Source organism: Succinispira mobilis DSM 6222 (genome assembly GCF_000384135.1).
In the GTDB taxonomy this organism is placed as follows: domain Bacteria; phylum Bacillota; class Negativicutes; order Acidaminococcales; family Succinispiraceae; genus Succinispira; species Succinispira mobilis.
The window spans coordinates 1866915-1886585 of the sequence record NZ_KB913028.1 but is presented as its reverse complement, the minus strand read 5'-3'; the positions used below and the strand labels follow the sequence as shown (position 1 = coordinate 1886585).

Genomic DNA, 19671 nt, shown 5'->3' with positions numbered 1-19671 from the left:
GCAATTGCGATTTTCTTGTAACTTAAAAAGTCAGAACATTACCAATTAATTAATAAAATATAGTAATTAAAGAAAACAATTAATAAATTAAAGTAATTGATTACTTTAATTACTTTATGTAAAGTAATAACTGAAAGTTCGAGATAAGTATAGTAAATATAGGTAATTAAGGGGTGGAAGCATGCACAGTGTGCTTTAAATAAATACTACTTTTAAAGTAGAAAGAGGAGGAGTTTAAATGACCCCAGCAATCAAATGTTTAATCTTATTGACTGTAGTTGCTTTATTTTTCGTAACAGAAATCATACCTTTAGCAATTACGGCCACAGCAGGTGCTATCGCTTGTGGAGTTTTAGGCTTTATACCAGTTAAAGCAGTTTTTACAGGCTTGTCAAACTCAACAGTAGTTCTCTTTGCCGGGATGTTCGTAGTTGGTGCAGCAATGTTCCATACAGGACTTGCGCAAAAAGTAGGTACAACAGTAGTAAAAATGTCAGGTACAGGCGAAAATAGCTTAATGTTAGGGATTATGATTGTCGGCGCTTCCTTGTCTTCTGTATTATCTAATACAGGAACAGCAGCATGTTTGCTTCCCGTAGTATTAGGGATCTGTACAGCTGCAAAAATTCCAGCATCACGCCAATTAATGCCACTAGCATTTGCGTGTGGTTTAGGTGGGATTATTACTCTAGTAGGAACACCACCGAATATTATCGCAGCTGGTGCTTTAAAAGCTGCAGGTTTTGAACCTTTTGGTTTTTTTGAATTTGCTTGGATTGGAATTCCAATTACTGTAGCGGGAATAGTTTATATGATGTTTATTGGTAAACATATGTTACCAAAAGTTGAGCTAAGTGCTGATCAAGAAATCGAACAAGAAATCGAAGCTAGCACAGCAAATCCAACTAAACAAATTATCTCTGGTGTTATTTTAGCAATTGTTATCGTAGTAATGGCTCTAGATTTAAAAGGCTTTACTTTAGAAATGGCCGCAATTACTGGCGCTATAGTATGTGTGTTAACAGGTTGTTTAACAGAAAAACAAGCCTATGCAAGTATTGACTGGGTAACAATCTTCTTGTTTGCCGGTATGATGCCAGTGTCAGCAGCAATGGATAAAACTGGTGCGGGTAAACTTATCGCTGAATGGGTAGTAGGCGTAATGGGTGGTACTCCAAGTCCACTATTAGTAACTGGAATTTTATTTATCCTATCTTGTGGTTTAACACAATTTATGTCTAATACAGCATCAGCAGCTCTATTATGTCCGATTGGTGTATCAATAGCGAAGCAATTAGGCGCTAGTCCACATGCCGTATTAATGGCAATTGCCGTATCAGCATCTTGTGCATTTGCTACACCAGTAGGTACACCACCGAATACCTTAGTACTTGGTCCTGGGAACTATAAATTTATGGATTATGTGAAAGCCGGCACTGGTCTAGTAATAGTTGGATTTATCGTATCGTTGATGGTAATTCCAATGGTATGGCCATTCTTCCCAGCTAAATAAGAAAATACGTTTATAGTAACCGAGAAAACGCAAGCAATTGCGCTTTTCTTGGAGAATTTAAATTCAGAATATTGGGAAAACTTTTTAAACTAAAATAATCACTTTAAAAACATAATAAAATATTTAACGAAAATAAAAGAACTAAAATAAATTTAATAAATGTAATTTTAAAAATTGAAAGCATGCACTATGTGCTTTATATATAACTACCTACTAAAAAAGAGGAGGCAAATTAATGACAGCAGCAATCAAATGTCTGATTTTATTAGCAGTAGTTGCGTTATTTTTCGTAACAGAAATCATACCTTTAGCAATTACAGCTACAGCAGGCGCAATCGCTTGTGGGGTTATGGGTTTTATCCCAGTTAAGGCAGTTTTTAATGGTTTATCAAATTCTACAGTGGTACTTTTTGCTGGGATGTTCGTAGTTGGGGCAGCAATGTTCCATACAGGACTTGCACAAAAAGTAGGTACAACAGTAGTAAAAATGGCAGGTACAGGTGAAAATAGTTTAATGCTAGGAATTATGCTGGTAGGTTCAGCTCTTTCTTCAGTGCTATCTAACACAGGAACGGCAGCATGTTTGCTTCCCGTAGTATTAGGGATCTGTACAGCCGCAAAAATTCCAGCATCACGCCAATTAATGCCACTAGCATTTGCGTGTGGTTTAGGTGGAATTATTACTTTAGTAGGCACACCACCAAATATTATCGCAGCTGGTGCTTTAAAAGCAGCAGGGTTTGCTCCCTTTGGTTTTTTTGAATTTGCGTGGATTGGAATTCCAATTACTGTAGCAGGTATAGTTTATATGATGTTTATTGGTAAATATATGTTACCAAAAGTTGAGCTAAGTGCTGATCAAGAAATCGAACAAGAAATTGAAGCTAGCACAGCAAATCCAACTAAACAAATTATCTCTGGTGTTATTTTAGCAATTGTTATCGTAGTAATGGCATTAGATTTAAAAGGCTTTACTTTAGAAATGGCCGCAATTTCCGGCGCTGTTATTTGTGTATTAACAGGTTGTTTAACAGAAAAACAAGCCTATGCAAGTATTGACTGGGTAACAATCTTCTTGTTTGCCGGTATGATGCCAGTGTCTGAAGCAATGGATAAAACTGGTGCGGGTAAACTTATCGCTGAATGGGTAGTAGGCGTAATGGGTGGCAATCCAAGTCCGCTATTTGTAACAGCAATTTTATTTATCCTATCTTGTGGTTTAACTCAATTTATGTCAAACACAGCTTCTGCAGCTCTGTTATGCCCAATTGGTGTTTCGATTGCTAAACAACTAGGTGCAAGTCCACATGCGGTTTTAATGGCAATTGCCGTATCAGCATCTTGTGCATTTGCTACTCCAGTAGGTACACCACCAAATACTTTGGTGCTTGGCCCTGGTAACTACAAATTTATGGATTATGTTAAAGCCGGTACAGGTCTAGTAGTAGTTAGCTTTATCGTATCTTTGATAGTAATTCCAATGGTATGGCCATTCTTCCCAGGTAAGTAATTAATTAAGTAAGTATTTTTAAGAACTTAAGTAAGTATTTTGAAGTTGCAAAACAATCTAGATAGTAATATATTATAAACATAGTGATGCCCTATAAGAAGCGTGTGTAAGCACGTTTTTTATAGAAGTCTAAAAAACTGAAAATTAGCAAATGCTTAATAAATACAGAAAAGATTTATTAATTTAAATAAATATAAAAATAATTAAAAAAGCTAGAAAAAAAATAGGGAAACAGAAAAAGTGTTATAAAACTGCTTGGCAGTTTATATAAAAAATAAAAAAAGAGGGTGTTATCATGACGGCGGCAGTAAAATGTTTAATTCTTCTCTCGGTGGTGGCTCTGTTATTTATTACTGAACTTGTACCTTTGGCAATCACCGCGACGGCTGGAGCAATAGCTTGTGGAGTTTTGGGCTTTATTCCAGTAAAATCAGTATTTGCAGGTTTATCAAATTCTACAGTAGTTTTATTTGCGGGAATGTTCGTGGTTGGGGCAGCAATGTTCCACACTGGTCTTGCTCAAAAAATTGGTATAGGCGTAGTAAAAATGGCAGGCACCAGTGAAAATGGCTTAATGTTAGGGATTATGCTGGTAGGTGCGGGATTATCTTCTGTACTTTCTAATACTGGGACAGCAGCATGTTTAATGCCTGTAGTTTTAGGCATATGTGCAGCGGCAAAAATTCCTGCATCACGTCAATTAATGCCACTAGCTTTTGCAGCAGGATTAGGCGGAATCATTACCTTGGTAGGTACGCCACCGAATATTATTGCGGCTGGTGCCCTTAAAGCTGCTGGATTTACTCCTTTTGGTTTCTTTGAATTTGCTTGGATCGGAATTCCTGTTACAGTAGTAGGGATTATTTATATGATGTTTATTGGTAAACATTTATTGCCAAAAGCTGAATTAAATGCTGACCAAGAAATTGAACAAGAAATTGAGGCTAGCACAGCTAACCCAACTAAACAAATAATTTCTGGGACAATTTTGGCAATTGTAATCGTAGTAATGGCTATCGACTCTAAAATATTCACTTTAGAAATGGCAGCAATTACTGGTGCGCTAGTATGTGTATTAACTGGTTGCTTAACAGAAAAACAAGCCTATGCAAGTATTGACTGGGTAACAATCTTCTTGTTTGCCGGTATGATGCCAGTATCTGAAGCGATGGATAAAACAGGTGCGGGTAAACTTATTGCTCAATGGGTAGTAGGGATTATGGGTGGTTCACCAAGTCCGTTATTTGTAACAATAGTGTTATTTATTCTCTCTTGCGGCTTAACTCAGTTTATGTCCAATACGGCTGCAGCAGCGCTCTTATGTCCTATAGGAATTTCGATTGCAAAGCAATTGGGTGCTAGCCCACATGCAGTGTTGATGGCAATTGCAGTTGCTGCATCTTGTGCATTTGCAACTCCAGTAGGTACACCACCAAACACTTTAGTTCTCGGCCCTGGTAATTACAAATTTATGGATTATGTCAAAGCTGGTACCGGCTTAGTTGTGGTATCTTTTGTAGTTGCGATAATCGTAATTCCAATGGTATGGCCATTCTTCCCTGGCAAATAAAATTTTATTAAATAATAAAAGAGCATGTTTACTAGTGATTTAGCTAGTAAACATGCTCTTTTTCTTAGGTTACTATAGATTTGTTGTAGCTTACTTGTCGTTTTCTTTTACTTCTGTCGCAGCGGTTTCGTTTTTGTTATTATGACAACCAGTACAAGCATCACAAGGATCTTGACATGCGTCACAGTTAATATGTTTAAACCAGGCCTGTAAAGCAATTTTGCCGATATATAAAGCCGAAAGAACGACTAAGCCGACTACTAACCATTTTTCCATAATGCAACTCCTTTATATTTAGAAGCCCAAATGACTACCTAATTGGAATATTAAAAAAGAAACTAACCAAGCTAACAAGAGGCTGTATGTAGCTGTAAATAAAGGCCATTTCCAGCTAGCTGTTTCTCGGTAAATAATCGCTAAAGTTGCCATGCAAGGGGTATAAAGTAAAACGAAAAATATTAGCGACAAAGAAACTAGCGGACTTAACGTAGGATCTGCTTGTAAAGCCAAAGCTAAAGTTTGGGAGTCGTTTTCTATATTGCCAACACTGTAAATTGTGCCTAAAGTACTGACTAAAACTTCCTTAGCGCTAAAAGCTGATAGCAAAGCAACACCTATTTTCCAATTAAAACCTAAAGGCGCGATTACTGGTTCGACAAATTTGCCGATTTGGCCAGCATAGCTTTGAGCAATTGTTTCAGCATGTTGTTGTTGCTCTAATTTATTTATTTCTTGAGATAGTAGTTCTCGATGGGAATTATCAGAGATTTGTTCAATTTGTAAAGTTAGATTTTGAATGTTTTGGTCGTAATTTTGTGAGAAATTAAGCTCGGTAGGGTTATTAGTTAGAAACCAAATCAAAATCGAGGAAGCCAGAATAATCGTGCCAGCTTTTTTGATATATAATACAGCGCGTTCCCACATTTGCAGGAGAATACTTTTATATGTGGGCATTCGATAAGGCGGCATTTCCATAAGAAAAGCCTCTGTTTTCCCGGGAAATAAGGTTTTGCGAAACAATTTAGCGAGTAAGATGGCAATTAGTACACCAGCAATGTAAATAAGAAACAAGATACTACCAGCAATATTATCGCTAAAAAAAGCACCTATTAGCAAGGTATAGACCGGTAGACGAGCACTACAACTCATAAAAGGCGAAACCAACATGGTCACAAAACGGTCGTGTTTGTTTTCGAGTGTTCTAGTACCCATTATTGCAGGAACTGTGCAACCAAATCCTAAGAGCAGTGGAATAAAAGATTTACCATGTAAGCCAACTAAACACATTACCCGATCCATTAGAAAAGCGGCGCGCGCCATATAACCAGTTCCTTCAAGGATGGCAATTCCAAAGAATAACAGTAAGATATTAGGTAGAAAGACAATTACACCACCTACGCCACCAATAATTCCGTCGACGATAAGATCGTTAAGTTCACCTGCGGGAATTAATATGCGTACTTGATTGCTAAAAAGACTAATTGCATCTTCAATTAATCCTTGGGGATAAGCCCCTAAAGTAAAAACCATATTAAATAATAACCACATAAAAAATAAAAAAATAGGCAAGCCTATATATTTATGCGTAAGAATTTTATCGATTTTATCTGAAAGGGTAGGTTTATGACAGTGGGTAGTTTCAATCGCGGCTTGCAAAATATAATTGATAAATTCATATTTTTTTCCAGTGATATACAAACTGATATCCTCAGCTAATTCTCCCGTCAAAGTCGTGCGTAATTTTTGAATTTCACACATGATATTTTCAGGGATTAATGGTAGATTTTGAAGGGTGAACAACGCGGCGTCGTTTTCGAGCAATTTAAGAGCTAACCACCGAGGTGGAATATTGGCAGGGATAACTAATGGCTCAAGCAACTGAATTATGTTGCTAATGCTTTTTTCTAATTGGCAACCATAATCAATTTTAAAATTACTTGACTTAAGTTCAGTTGTTAAAGTTTCGAGAATTTCTTGGGTGCCAACTTGCTTGCTGCCGATGGCTGTAACTATCTTTAATCCTGACAACGTAGTTGCGAGATTAGTTATGTCAATTTTTGTACCTTGAATTTGGGCAGCATCGATCATATTTAAAACTAATAACATGGGTTTTTCTAGCTCTAATAACTCTAGAGTCAGAAATAAATTGCGATATAAATTGCTGGCATCGATTACATTTATTATTACTGCCGGATTATCTTGAAGCAGATAATTACGAGCTACCAATTCATCTTCAGCCGTAGCGGCAAGACTATAAGTGCCAGGTAAATCGACAATGTTAAAAGTAGTTTCTTTAAACCGAGCTTTACCAACTCTTTTTTCGACTGTTACTCCTGGATAATTTCCCACCCGTTGATTGGCGCCAGTAAGATTGTTGAAAATAGTAGTTTTGCCAGCATTAGGATTACCAGCCAAGGCAACGGGAATGTTTGAAAACATATTGATGCATTCCTCCAATGTAAGTTGTTTGAAATAAGTGTCCTATGACAAAGCCTGGACTACGATAGTAGCAGCTTCGCGTTTACGCAAGGAAAGATTGAAGTGCTTGATTTTTATTTCTAAAGGATCGCCTAAGGGAGCGTACTTTTGAATTAAAATTTCTACGCCTGGAACGATACCCATAGTCATCATTTTTTGTTTTAAAGAACAATCGCCAATTAATTGATGCACAGTACAAAGATCCCCGGCTTTTAATTCGCTTAATAACATAAAATAGCCTCCTTAGATGAAAAAATTTTTCAATTACACCAACATTATAATTGGAAATGAAAAACATTGTCAATAGGCTTAGTTGATAAATAAAAAAGATAAAAAGTATTGACATTGCCTTGATTTTATAATATACTAATTAAGTAATAAATTTAACGGGGCGTGGCTCAGCTTGGTAGAGCACCTGTCTTGGGAACAGGGGGTCGCAGGTTCGAATCCTGCCGCTCCGACCAGTTTAATATTTAACACTTGCGTAAGCAAGTGTTTTTTGTTTTCACTGATAATTGTTTGTAAAATATACTATTTATTGGTATAATGTCTTATTAGGATAGGAATAAAGGAGGGGTTTTTTTGCAAGACGAATCTTTTAAAGATACATTAAATAATGAAACAAAAATTGCTGATGATGTGGTACGCTTGATTGCAGGTTTGGCAACTACAGAAGTTGAAGGTGTAGTTGGAATGAGTTCCGGACTAATAGCTAACTTAGCTCAGTTATTAGGCAAAGAAGACTTTTCTAAAGGCGTTAAATGTTATATAAAGGAAAATACTATTGCTCTTGATGTATATGTTATTGTTCAATATGGATACCGAATTCCTGATGTTGCAGTTGCGATTCAACGGCAAGTAAAAGCACAAGTTGAGAGTATGACAGGTATGGAAGTAATTGAAGTAAATGTAAACATTCAAGGTGTTAGTGTGCCTAAAAAAGTAACTTCAATCTTTGAAGAATAGGAGATGAGTGTAGTGGGTATAATTGTAAGGTTTTTTATGTTTACATATGCTGCCCTTGGGTTAGGTATAGCAGTGGGAACTCTTTTAGTAGCGACACAAGCGTTAGATTTACAATTTATCTATCAACAACTTAATAATTATATCGGCAGATGGGAGCTAATTTTGACGGCAACGATTTGGAGTATTCTCTCTTTAAGTTTACTGATAATTGCTATTTGGGGCAAACATGACAAGGCAATGTTAGTACAAGTAACCGAATATGGCAAAGTTCATATGAGTGTTGAGGCTTTGCAAAAATTAATTGAAAAATATGTCAAAAAAATTGCTGGCTTACATAACATCAAATCAGAAATTAAGCACAATGAACAATTGATTAGTATAAAAATAATGGCAGATGCTTTGCCAGAGTGTAAAGTTGCAGAAGTCACAAAAACAATTCAAGAAAATGTTAGTCAAGGTATACAAGAGAGTATTGGCAGAGCTGTAAATAGCATTGAAGTATATATACAAGATATAAATAATCAACCTAAATAGTCATACCGGTGGGGGGAGAAATTGTGGATTGGAAAGAAATATTATTAAATTTACTACAAACACATAGAGCTAGAGTGGCAGGGATTTTAGTCGGATTGCTAATTGGAACTTTGTTTTTAATTTTAGGTTTCTTTAAAACACTATTTCTACTATTATGTATGCTAGTTGGTTATTATATTGGTAATAAAATTGACCATAAAGAGGATTTATTAAGATTATTAGATAAAATATTACCGCGCAGGTACTATTAAATTAGGAAAGAGGATTAATTATTTATGAAACGTAGGTTGGCTAGAGAAATAGCATTGCAAACATTATTTCAATTTGATTTTTCGGATATTGATAAGAATACCGCTTTATTTGCAGTCTGTTGTGAACGGGGTGTAGATGAAAGTGAAGAAGATTTACAATATACGCATACCTTAATAGATGGTGTTTTAGCTAATAAAGAAGCTATTGATGCTGCAATAATTAAGTATGCTAATAATTGGAAATTAGAACGTATGGCTAGTGTAGAGCGTAATATTTTACGACTTGCTATTTATGAAATGTTTTATGCAACAGAGCCCTTAACGGCCAATATTATTATTAATGAGGCAATTGAAATATCGAAAATATTTGGCAATGATTTTTCCTCTAAATTTATTAATGGTATTCTAGGAAATATGGCTAATGAACGGAAATAAAAAAGAAGTTTTTTTAGGTTTTGATACAAGCTGTTATACTACTAGTTTGGCAATAATCGATAATCAAGAGCAACTAATAGCTAATGAAAAAACCATATTAGCTGTTAAAGCTGGTAAAAAAGGTTTAGCACAATCGGAAATGGTGTTTGAACATACGCGTAATTTGCCTGAATTAATTGAAAAATTAAGTTGGCAGAATTTTTTGGTGCGAGCAATTGGGGTATCTGCCAGACCTCGTCCACTGGTTGACTCATATATGCCAGCTTTTTTAGTAGGCAAAGGTATGGCACGTAGTTTAGCTCAAATATTAAATGTGCCCCTATATACTACCAGTCATCAAGAAAATCACCTGTATGCGGGATTGTGGTCAGCGGGTTTGACGGTTACGGAACCAGTACTTTTGGTTCATCTATCAGGCGGAACTACAGAATTTATTAAAGTTCAGAAAAACTCTGATAAAGCAAGGATGCAGTTAGGTGATTTTAACTTTAACTTATTAGCAGCGACTGGAGATATTAGCGCCGGCCAATTCATAGATCGTGTTGGCGTAGCCTTAGGTCTGAAATTTCCTGCTGGAAGTCATTTAGAAAAACTAGCTCAGCAAGCGGAATTTAAAAATTTAGAAATCCCGATAGCAGTAAGGAAAGGTCAAATTAGCTTTTCAGGTCCGTGCACAGCTGCATTAAGATTGCTAGCAGGCAAAGACTCACCGGAACCAGCTGAATTGGCTTATGCCGTTATAGAGGCAATTGCTATTAGCCTATATAGAAGCTTGAGATATTTAGCAGCCACTTATAATTTGAAAAAAGTGTTATTGGTAGGTGGTGTTGCCAGTAATATTTATATTCGGGATTTTCTACAAAAGTCATTGTTGAAATATAATTTAGAAGTATATTGGGCTCAACCAGAATTTAGTACTGATAATGCGGTAGGTTGCGCAGTATTGGCGAAACGCAAATGGAATGGTGAAAATGCTTAATTTAACTACCAAAATATATACAATTAGCGAACTCAATAGTATGATAAAAACTATCTTGCAACAAGAAGAATTATTACAATATATTCAAGTGCAAGGTGAAATATCGAATTATAAAAGGTATGCTTCCGGGCATGCTTATTTTACAATTAAGGATGCAAATAGCAACTTAAAAGCAGTTATATTTAATAGTCGGGTGCAAAAACTAAATTTTCAGCCCGTAAATGGAATGCAAATTGTAGCTCTGGGGAGTATTACCGTCTATGAACGCGATGGCGTTTACCAATTAATGGTAGAGAGAATTCTGCCGTCTGGACAAGGTGATATGCAGTTGCTGTTTGAACGTCTAAAAGCTAAGTTTGAGCAGGAAGGATTGTTTGCTACTCAGCATAAAAAATCTCTACCACTGGTACCCAAAGCTATTGGGGTAATCACGTCACCTGATGGGGCTGCTATTCGGGATATTATTAAGGTATCGAAGTTGCGCTACCCAGGTGTAAAAATATATCTAGCCCCAGTAAGAGTCCAAGGCTTGCAAAGCGAAGCGGAGATTAACCAAGCAATAGATTTGTTAAATCGAATCCCTAACATAGAAGTGATTATTTTAGGTCGTGGTGGTGGCTCGAAAGAAGACTTATGGGTATTTAATTCTGAAAGTGTAGTTCGGAAAGTTTATGCTTCGCGAATTCCGATTATTTCAGCTGTAGGGCATGAGATAGATACAACTTTAGTTGATTATGTGGCTGATGTAAGAGCGGCAACGCCTTCGCAGGCAGCGGAATTAGCAGTACCCGTTTATCAAGTTTTGCAAGAGAAGGTTGCGCGGTTACAAAAGCTTGCGGTACAGCTACAAAAGCAACGCTTGTTAAGATTACGTTTCCGCGTTGAAGCTTGTCAAAATAACTACATTTTTCGGAATCCACAACTTGTTTTTCGCAAATATCGCCAAAATCTAGTTCAAAAACAAGAACAGTTGATTAAACTTAGCTCTGAATTATTGAACCTTAAACAACGTAAATATCGTGAGTTATTAATTAAATTAGAAGCAAGTAGTCCTTTAAAAGTACTAGCCAGAGGTTTTGCTTGCATAACTTCTGAAGGAGAAATTGTAAGAAGGATCGCGCAAATAAAACCACAAGCTCAATTAGAACTTACTTTAATTGATGGAGTGATATTAGCAGAAGTTTTAGAACTCAGAAAAAATGGGAGATAGATGATGGTTAGAAGAAAAAAAACTGTGACTGCAGAAGAAAAAACTTTTGAGGAGCTTTTAGAAGAGTTAGAGCAAGCTGTGCAGATCTTAGAAAATAACGAAATTCCTTTGGAAGAAAGTATACAGCTGTTTGCTAAGAGTATGAAACTAGCTAAGATTGCTGGTGATAAATTACAATTAGCCGAACAAAGTGTGGAACAAATAATTTTTAATGAGCAGGCCGAGATTGAGTATCGGGAATTTGCGGAGGAAAATTTAAAATGATTGATTTTAAAAGATATTGTGCTGAAAAAATTGAACTAATAAATGCTTATCTCGAAAATTGTTTAAAGGAAGGAAGTATTTCTAATATTGAACAGGCGATGCGCTATAGTCTGCTAGCTGGGGGGAAAAGACTAAGACCATTATTGCTAATGGCTACAGTTGATGTTGTTGCTGGCAAAAGTCAGCAATATTTACCAGTAGCAGCGGGACTAGAGATGATACATACTTATTCTTTAATACATGATGATTTGCCAGCGCTGGATAATGATGATTATCGTCGTGGTAAATTAACTAACCATAAAGTTTTTGGTGAAGATATTGCTATTTTAGCGGGTGATGCCTTATTGACTGCTGCATTTGAATGTGTGGCCACACAAAAATTTGTAGACTCACAACTGTTAGTGGAATTAGTGGGCGATATTGCTAAAGCGGCAGGCCGTTTGGGAATGGTAGGTGGGCAAACGCTAGATGTTCAAGCTAACGGCGAATTTTTAAATTGCGCGGCATTACAAAAAATGCATGAGGGCAAAACTGGTGCTTTATTTAAGGTTGCTATTGTTTCAGGGGGAAAATTAGCAGGAGCTAATCCAGAACAGTTATTGGCTTTAGAAAAGTTTGCAACTCTGTATGGTCTTGTTTTTCAAATTACCGATGATATTTTAGATGTGGAAGGTGAATTTGCGGATTTAGGTAAACCAGTAGGTAGTGATGTTCGTAATGGTAAGGTAACCTATGTATCTGCTTATGGTTTGCAAGGAGCTAAAGACTTGGTGCTGACACTAACACAGGAAGCGAAAGCTGAATTAAATATTTTTGGGGATAAGGCAGAGTTGTTAATTGCCTTTTTACACCAATTATTAACAAGGAAGAACTAACTTTAGATAAGTTAGGGGGAATGAACTAGATTATGAGTCTATTAGAAACGATAAATTCACCAGCAGATTTGAAAAAAATTGCCAAAGAAGATCTGCATAAATTAGCACAAGAGCTAAGGGATTTTTTGGTAAGTAACGTAGCTAAAACAGGGGGACATTTAGCTCCTAACTTAGGGGTAGTGGAGTTAACTTTAGCGTTGCACTATATTTTTAGTACCCCAGAAGATAAAATTGTGTGGGATGTAGGTCATCAGGCTTATGTTCATAAAATTATAACGGGGCGACGGCAGGATTTTCATACTTTAAGGCAATATCAAGGCGTATGTGGTTTCCCGAATCGCAAAGAAAGTGTACATGACGCTTTTGGTACAGGACATTCGAGCACCTCAATTTCAGCAGCTTTGGGGATGGCAGTAGCAAGAGATTTGCAGGCTGAAGATTATAATGTGGTTGCTGTAATAGGTGATGGGGCTTTAACTGGCGGAATGGCCTTGGAAGCTCTAAATAGTGCTGGCGATATGGCCAGACGTCTGATTGTAGTTTTAAATGACAATGAAATGTCTATTGCTAAAAATGTTGGGGCAATGTCTGAATATTTATTTAGAATGCGTACTGCGCCCACCTATTCGCGGATAAAAAGAGACGTGGAGCTGATCTTAAAAGGCATACCAACTATTGGGGATCGGTTAGCACGAACTGCAGAACGGGTTAAGGATAGTTTGAAATATTTATTGGTACCTGGGATGTTATTCGAAGATTTAGGCTTTACTTATATTGGACCTGTGGATGGGCATAATCTAGAAAATTTATTATTGGTTTTAGAAGAAGCCAAAAAAATAAATGGCCCAGTATTGGTACATGCAATAACCTGTAAAGGCAAAGGCTATAAACCAGCTGAGCTTAATCCAGATAAATTTCATGGAATTAGCCCTTTTTGCGTCCAAACAGGGGAAAAACTGCTAAGTGCTAATCCAGCACCAACTTATACAGAAGTTTTTAGTAATACTTTGCTAGAAATAGCACAACAAGATAGTAAAGTAGTGGCTATTACAGCAGCAATGCCTGACGGAACAGGGCTAAGAGCTTTTTCAAAAGCTTTTCCAACACGCTTTTTTGACGTGGGCATTGCGGAGCAACATGCTGTAACTTTAGCTGCGGGCATGGCGGCTCAAGGTCTTAAACCAGTGGTGGCGCTATATTCAACTTTTGCACAAAGAGCATATGACCAAATTTTACATGATATCTGTCTCCAAAATTTGCCAGTAGTTATAGCTTTGGATCGAGCTGGTTTAGTAGGTGATGATGGTGCGACTCATCATGGAGTCTTTGATATGTCTTTTCTCGGACATATTCCGAATATGACAATTATGGCGCCTAAAGATGAAGCGGAGCTACGAGCAATGCTCTTTACGGCATTTAGTTTGGCTAGACCAGTTGCGATTCGCTATCCTAGAGGCAATGGAGAAGGGGCTCAGCTAGAACTGGTGCCTAAACAAGTACCGCTAGGTAAGGCAGAAATTTTAAAAACTGGGGAGCAGCTTATGCTAGTGGCAGTGGGGAATGTGAGTTATCTGGCTTTAGAAGCTGCTAAGCAATTAACAGACAGCGGATTTAGTTGTGGCGTAGTCAACGTTCGTTATGTGAAGCCTTTTGATCAAGAATTATTTTTACAATTAATAGCGCAGGGTAAAAAATTGGTAGTTTTAGAAGAGGGGATTTTAGCAGGTGGATTTGGAAGTAATCTATTGGCTTGCTTAAATAAATCTCAACAAATAACCAAACACAATTTTTTGCAGATTGGAATTGACGATAAATTTGTACCGCATGGTAGCAAGGAATTATTATACACGAGTCTGAATTTAGATGTGGCAAGTTTAGTTGCGCGAGTTCGGAAATTTATTGAGGATGGAGCCTAATGAAGAAAGAAAGAATAGATAGCTTGTTATTTAATCGAGGTTTGTTTCCTAGTCGCGAAAGAGCAAGAGCTGCGATTATGGCGGGACGAGTTTTGGTAAATATGCAAAAAGTTGATAAAGCGGGCAGTATGGTTGATCCAAACGCTGAAATCCGCTTGATTGGGGAAAATTTGCCTTATGTAAGTCGTGGTGGCTTAAAATTAAAAAAAGCGATAGATGCTTTTGCACTTGACTTTCAAAGTAAAATTGTTGCAGATATTGGCGCCTCTACAGGCGGATTTACAGATTGTGCTTTGCAACATGGGGCGCGCAAAGTTTATGCAATTGATGTAGGTTATGGGCAGTTAGCTTGGAGTTTGCGTACCGATGAGCGGGTAGTCAACTTAGAGAGAACTAATGTAAGATATTTAGAAGCTGGGTTAGTACCAGAAAAAATAGATATAGCAACTATTGATGTAGCTTTTATCTCTTTGGAGAAAATCCTAATAAAAGTAAAAGAATTATTAAATACTACGGGCTATATCGTTGCTTTAATTAAACCACAGTTTGAAGCTGGACGAGAGTTTGTCGGTAAAAAAGGTGTGGTACGAGAACCAAACGTACATCGTCAAGTTATCAATAAAGTAATCGAACATAGTCAAGAATTAGAGTTACAAGTTTTAGGTTTAAGTTTTTCACCAGTTAAGGGTCCAGAAGGCAACATTGAATATTTATTGTTCTTAACGAATTCACGCCAACTACCAGCATATGAGTATAATGTTGATTTGGTAGTTAGTGCCGCACATGATTCTTTGAGTAACAGTTAGGAGTGGGCATAATGTCTAAGACGGTATTTGTTTTCCCTAATCTAACTAAACCGCAAGTATTAGAAAGCTTAGAGATGGTGCTGCAGTTTTTGGGTGAAGGTGGAGTTCAAGTAGTGTTACCCACAGATTTAGCACGCCAATATGGAACTTTAAGTTTTAGTGAAAAAATTAAAGAAGGCCCCGCAGCGATAAATTTAGCTATTTCTTTAGGTGGCGATGGGACATTGTTGCGAATGGTAAAATGTGTTGCTCCCTATAAAATTCCTGTTTGCGGAGTTAATATGGGTCAATTAGGATTTTTAGCGGAATTAGAGTTACCTAAATTACGCGAGCAATTGCAAAGTATTTTGACTGGGAAATTTACTATTGAAAACAGAAGTATGCTTAAAGCCTGCTTGATAAGAAAAGAGCGGCAAGTAAGCTGTGTGCATTCGTTAAATGATATTGTCATTGCGCGCGGTAGTAGTTTACAGATGTTACGTTTATATGTTGATTTTAATAATGGGAGTCGGGTTAAGTACCCTGTAGATGGGTTGATTTTTGCGACCACGACGGGTTCGACAGCGTACTCTTTATCGGCAGGAGGACCGATTGTCCATCCTAGCTTAGATGCAATGTTAATCACGCCAGTTTGTGCTCATGCACTCTATACACGACCATTTGTAGTTAGCATGTCTGAACAAATTTTAGTTAGCTTAGCTCTAGATACCGAAGAAGTAGTATTATCGGCAGATGGAGTGACCTTTGAAAAAATGCTCAAGGGTGACAAATTAGCTATTTCGAGCAGTGAATTCAAAATACCCTTTGTACATGTGGCAAGTCAAGACTATTATGCTACTTGGCAGACGAAGCTGCGTAGAGGTGAAGATAGTGCAAACTTTTAAACCAGTAACAGTTGCACAATTATTTATGAGGCCCAAACTAACTACTGCCGAGGTAATTGTAGATGCTACCTGTGGCAATGGGCATGATTGCTTGTTTTTGGCTAAGCATAGCCAGCCAGAGGCCCAAATTTATGCCTTTGATATACAAACACAAAGTATCTTAAATTCTAAGAAACTTCTTGCGCAAAATTGTTTAGATAATAAGGTAGAATTTTATCAAGAGAATTTTGTAAATATAAAAAAATATGTGGATAAAAAGCTGGATTTGGTAGTTTTTAATCTGGGTTATTTACCCGGTGAAAATAAAAATATTACTACTTGTGTAAATGACTTATGTTTGACAATTCCCTTAATAGTGGAGCTGTTATCGATTCAAGGGATAATTATTATCGTGAGTTATCCAGGACATGAACAAGGCAAAAAAGAATTTATTTGGTTGGAAAAATATTTACCAGAATTATCAAATAAGGTGTATAATGTTGGTAAATATCAATTATTTAATCATCAAAAACCTAGTCCAATAGTGTATATTGTTGAAAGAGTATAGGGAGGGTGTTATTTATGAAGAACATGCGACATGCCAGAATCAGAGAGATTATCCAATCTAAGGTTATTGAAACTCAAGATGATTTGACAAAAGCTCTAAAAGAAATGTCTATTGATGTAACGCAAGCAACTGTTTCGCGGGATATTAAGGAACTTATGTTGATCAAGGTTCCAATGGGCGATGGCTGTTATCGTTATGCTTTCCCCACCGACCAAGCAACGATGTTCTCGCAAGCTAGAATGGCTCGGACCTTCCAAGATTCAGTGGTTAGCATTAAAGCCAGTGAAAATATTATTGTGTTTAAAACTTTACCAGGGACTGCGCAAGCTGTTGCCTACAACATTGATTATGTAAAATGGCCAGAAATATTAGGTACTGTTGCTGGAGATGATACTATTTTTGTAGTGGTCGCAGATAAAAATTGTGTAGATAGTTTAATTGCTAAATTTAGAGAGATTATATAAAACGAAAAAGCTTAGTGTTGGCGGAGGTTAACTATGTTAGAATGGCTATCTGTTTATAATTTTGCTTTAATAGAACAGGTAAAAATAGAATTTTCCAGAGGTTTTAATGTGCTAACGGGTGAAACAGGCGCAGGAAAATCTATTCTATTAGATGCGGTAAGTACGATTTTAGGGGCGCGTAGTTCCATAGAGAACATCCGAGAAACTTGCGACTATTATCGTATTCAAGCGCTTTTCAACATCGCTAACCTTAGCCACATTCAAGAGTGGTTGAGTGAAAAAGGTTTTGAGGTAACAGAAAGCGAATTGCTAATAACCCGAAAACTCAACAAAAATGGGAAAAATTTTATTGATATTAACGGGGTGCAGGTAACTTTAGCGACCTTAAGAGAGTTAGGGGCGCTACTGGTAGATATGCATGCTCAAAATAACAATCAGCTCTTAGTGCAAGCTGGCTATCAGTTGGAATTGCTTGATTTTTCCTTAACGGAACAGGAACAGAAAATCTTAAAGGCTTATAAAAATATTTTTGAGCAATACAACAAAGCGGAGAAAGAGTTACAAGAGGTGCGAAATAGTTTGCGAGCTCGCGAGCAAAGAATGGATATTTTGCGTTGGCAAATTCAAGAAATCACCAATGTTGCACCTAAGCTAAATGAATATGAACAACTAGAGCTAGAAAGTAAGCGGTTGGGCAATTTAGAAAAAATTCGTCAAAATTTACAAGAAGCTACATTTTTATTAGAAAAACCTCAAGGTGGCGGGATATTAGAAGATTTAGTACGTTTAAATAGCAAGTTGGAAAATTTAGCGAGATACGAACCGAAGTTTCAAGATTTTGTTAAAAGCATGCAAGACTGGCAGTACTTAATACAAGAAGTGAAATTAGAACTGCTAGATTATTATGAACAAAGTGAAAGCAAACCGATAAATTTGGAAAAAATACAACTGCGGTTGGATGAGTTATATAAATTATATAAAAAATATGGTAGTTATGAAGCAACCATGCTTTTTTTTAAATCGGCCCAAGAAGAATACTCTAGCTTAGAAACTATAGAAGAAAACATTAAGGGGTTAGAAGAGCAACTAGGAAAACTACAAGCACAATTAGAAGTAAAAGCTAGTAATCTTAGTTTAGTCCGTCAAAAAGCTGCAGAAAAGCTGTCCAGTGCTGTCCAAGAACATTTACGGGATCTAGCAATGCCCCAAGCAGTTTTTAAAATACAAGTTATTCCGCAGTCGGACTTCGGAAAATTTGGTAGAGATGATGTGCAACTCTTGTTTTCAGCTAATTTGGGTCAACAACTTAGGCCGGTAGCTAAAGTGGCTTCGGGTGGTGAGTTATCCAGAATATTTTTAGCCTTAAAAACAGTTCTGATGCGTAACTTTAATTATTCTACAATGATTTTTGATGAAGTAGATACAGGTGTTAGTGGCTTAACTGCACAACGTATGGCGGAAAAACTAGTTTTGATTTCTAAAACTTGTCAGGTGATATGTGTGACACATTTGCCACCGGTAGCGTGTATGGCTGATACACATTTGTGTATCAAAAAATATCAAACCACTGATAATACCATGACTCAAGTAAACAGCTTGGATTTAGCCGGGAAAATTGCGGAAATATCGAATATGATGGCTGGCGATAGTCAGACGGATTTAACTAAAGATAGTGCGGCACAAATGCTAAAAATAGCTCAGGAACGAAAACTCTTTTTACGGGGCTATTAAATTGCGGGGGAAAAATGGAATTAAAAGAAACTAAAATTCAATCGGTTAGTAAGTTTTCTGGCAATATAATTGATGTTTATCAAGATCAAGTACGCTTGCCTAATGGTAAGTTGGCTAGTAGAGATGTAGTTAGGCATTGCCAGGCTGTAGTTGTAGTGCCGATATTACCAAATGGGGATATTGTGTTTGTCGAACAATACCGCTACCCCTTGCAAGAAGTCCTCTTAGAATTACCAGCAGGTAAGTTGGATGCTGGTGAAGAACTATTAACTTGTGCAGAGCGGGAATTAGTCGAAGAAACAGGTTATCGGGCTGAAAAAATGCAGTATTTAGGCAAAATAGCTACAACTCCAGGGTTTTGCGATGAAATAATCCATGTGTTTTTAGCGGAAAAGTTGATAGCTGGTCTTGCCTGTCCAGATAGTGATGAGTTTTTGCAGGTGAAAATTCTGACATCCGCAGCTGTGAAGAGTGCTATTCAGACGGGAAGTCTATATGATAGTAAAAGCCTTGCCGCTTTATACCTGCAGGAAATATCTTGCAAAAAAACTTGACAAAAATTATAAATATGATATAATTTTTTATGTTAGTGAAATCTAACACGATATGCCGAAGTGGCGGAATTGGCAGACGCACCTGACTCAAAATCAGACGTGGCTCCCCACGTGCCGGTTCGAGTCCGGCCTTCGGCACCATGAATATTTGACCTCTTACAATTTGTAAGAGGTCTTTTTATAT

General features: G+C 37.0%; 21 protein-coding genes and 2 tRNA genes. 20 read left to right on the top strand and 3 right to left on the bottom strand.

Translation table 11 applies throughout. The features are described from left to right. Positions 1-238: 238 nt before the first annotated feature. From SUCMO_RS0108970 to SUCMO_RS0108960, 3 genes are all read left to right on the top strand, one after another. A complete protein-coding gene (locus SUCMO_RS0108970) occupies positions 239-1513 on the top strand; it encodes an SLC13 family permease (RefSeq protein WP_019880364.1) in 1275 nt (424 codons plus the stop codon). 235 nt (positions 1514-1748) lie between these two features. Beyond that, positions 1749-3023 carry an SLC13 family permease gene (locus SUCMO_RS0108965; protein WP_019880362.1) on the top strand — a complete coding sequence of 425 codons (1275 nt, stop codon included), beginning with the start codon at positions 1749-1751 and terminating at the stop codon, positions 3021-3023. Between the two features lie 295 nt (positions 3024-3318). Then, the gene (locus SUCMO_RS0108960) at positions 3319-4593 is read left to right on the top strand and encodes an SLC13 family permease (protein WP_019880361.1); all 1275 of its coding nucleotides are present in this window, start codon (positions 3319-3321) and stop codon (positions 4591-4593) included. Positions 4594-4683: 90 nt separating this feature from the next. Here SUCMO_RS0108960 and SUCMO_RS0108955 read toward each other — a convergent pair whose 3' ends face one another. From SUCMO_RS0108955 to SUCMO_RS0108945, 3 genes are read right to left on the bottom strand one after another with little or no spacing between them, the layout of a single operon-like run. Beyond that, positions 4684-4869, bottom strand: a complete 186-nt coding sequence (locus SUCMO_RS0108955; RefSeq protein ID WP_019880360.1) for a hypothetical protein — start codon at positions 4867-4869, stop codon at positions 4684-4686. 18 nt (positions 4870-4887) lie between these two features. Then, on the bottom strand, positions 4888-7032 hold the full coding sequence (gene feoB / locus SUCMO_RS0108950; RefSeq protein WP_019880359.1) for a ferrous iron transport protein B: 2145 nt from the start codon (positions 7030-7032) through the stop codon (positions 4888-4890). Positions 7033-7074: 42 nt separating this feature from the next. Continuing rightward, the gene (locus tag SUCMO_RS0108945) at positions 7075-7302 is read right to left on the bottom strand and encodes a FeoA family protein (protein WP_019880358.1); all 228 of its coding nucleotides are present in this window, start codon (positions 7300-7302) and stop codon (positions 7075-7077) included. Between the two features lie 156 nt (positions 7303-7458). Between SUCMO_RS0108945 and SUCMO_RS0108940 the strand changes: the two genes are divergently transcribed. From SUCMO_RS0108940 to SUCMO_RS0108860, 17 genes are all read left to right on the top strand, one after another. After that, positions 7459-7535, top strand: a tRNA-Pro gene (locus tag SUCMO_RS0108940). Positions 7536-7653: 118 nt separating this feature from the next. Beyond that, positions 7654-8037 carry an Asp23/Gls24 family envelope stress response protein gene (locus SUCMO_RS0108935; protein WP_019880357.1) on the top strand — a complete coding sequence of 128 codons (384 nt, stop codon included), beginning with the start codon at positions 7654-7656 and terminating at the stop codon, positions 8035-8037. Between the two features lie 3 nt (positions 8038-8040). Then, positions 8041-8571 carry an alkaline shock response membrane anchor protein AmaP gene (amaP, locus tag SUCMO_RS0108930; RefSeq protein WP_156819277.1) on the top strand — a complete coding sequence of 177 codons (531 nt, stop codon included), beginning with the start codon at positions 8041-8043 and terminating at the stop codon, positions 8569-8571. Between the two features lie 23 nt (positions 8572-8594). Next, a complete protein-coding gene (locus SUCMO_RS0108925; protein ID WP_019880355.1) occupies positions 8595-8822 on the top strand; it encodes a DUF2273 domain-containing protein in 228 nt (75 codons plus the stop codon). 24 nt (positions 8823-8846) lie between these two features. Next, a complete protein-coding gene (gene nusB / locus SUCMO_RS0108920) occupies positions 8847-9257 on the top strand; it encodes a transcription antitermination factor NusB (protein WP_019880354.1) in 411 nt (136 codons plus the stop codon). Next, on the top strand, positions 9244-10236 hold the full coding sequence (locus tag SUCMO_RS0108915; protein WP_019880353.1) for a Kae1-like domain-containing protein: 993 nt from the start codon (positions 9244-9246) through the stop codon (positions 10234-10236). The genes nusB and SUCMO_RS0108915 overlap by 14 nt, the downstream gene beginning before the upstream one ends. Continuing rightward, entirely contained in the window at positions 10220-11446 is a 1227-nt protein-coding gene (xseA, locus tag SUCMO_RS0108910; RefSeq protein WP_028953977.1) for an exodeoxyribonuclease VII large subunit, read from the top strand. The genes SUCMO_RS0108915 and xseA overlap by 17 nt, the downstream gene beginning before the upstream one ends. A 3-nt stretch (positions 11447-11449) precedes the next feature. Continuing rightward, positions 11450-11710, top strand: coding sequence for an exodeoxyribonuclease VII small subunit (gene xseB / locus SUCMO_RS0108905; protein WP_028953976.1), 261 nt, complete (start codon positions 11450-11452; stop codon positions 11708-11710). Then, complete coding sequence (locus SUCMO_RS0108900) at positions 11707-12585, top strand: polyprenyl synthetase family protein (protein WP_019880349.1); 879 nt, start codon at positions 11707-11709, stop codon at positions 12583-12585. Before xseB ends, SUCMO_RS0108900 begins: the two co-directional genes overlap by 4 nt. Positions 12586-12617: 32 nt before the next feature. Next, positions 12618-14501, top strand: coding sequence for a 1-deoxy-D-xylulose-5-phosphate synthase (gene dxs, locus SUCMO_RS0108895; RefSeq protein WP_019880348.1), 1884 nt, complete (start codon positions 12618-12620; stop codon positions 14499-14501). Further along, complete coding sequence (locus tag SUCMO_RS0108890; RefSeq protein ID WP_019880347.1) at positions 14501-15307, top strand: TlyA family RNA methyltransferase; 807 nt, start codon at positions 14501-14503, stop codon at positions 15305-15307. The genes dxs and SUCMO_RS0108890 overlap by 1 nt, the downstream gene beginning before the upstream one ends. Positions 15308-15318: 11 nt before the next feature. Continuing rightward, positions 15319-16191: an NAD(+)/NADH kinase gene (locus tag SUCMO_RS0108885; RefSeq protein ID WP_019880346.1), complete on the top strand. Its 873-nt coding sequence runs from the start codon at positions 15319-15321 to the stop codon at positions 16189-16191. After that, on the top strand, positions 16169-16738 hold the full coding sequence (gene mnmM / locus SUCMO_RS0108880; RefSeq protein ID WP_028953973.1) for a tRNA 5-(aminomethyl)-2-thiouridylate-methyltransferase MnmM: 570 nt from the start codon (positions 16169-16171) through the stop codon (positions 16736-16738). Before SUCMO_RS0108885 ends, mnmM begins: the two co-directional genes overlap by 23 nt. A gap of 14 nt (positions 16739-16752) precedes the next feature. Beyond that, a complete protein-coding gene (gene argR, locus SUCMO_RS0108875) occupies positions 16753-17202 on the top strand; it encodes an arginine repressor (protein WP_019880344.1) in 450 nt (149 codons plus the stop codon). A gap of 33 nt (positions 17203-17235) precedes the next feature. Beyond that, a complete protein-coding gene (recN, locus tag SUCMO_RS0108870; protein ID WP_019880341.1) occupies positions 17236-18933 on the top strand; it encodes a DNA repair protein RecN in 1698 nt (565 codons plus the stop codon). 14 nt (positions 18934-18947) lie between these two features. Then, on the top strand, positions 18948-19487 hold the full coding sequence (locus SUCMO_RS0108865) for an NUDIX hydrolase (RefSeq protein ID WP_019880340.1): 540 nt from the start codon (positions 18948-18950) through the stop codon (positions 19485-19487). 54 nt (positions 19488-19541) lie between these two features. Beyond that, a tRNA-Leu gene (locus SUCMO_RS0108860) sits at positions 19542-19628 on the top strand. Positions 19629-19671 lie beyond the last annotated feature (43 nt).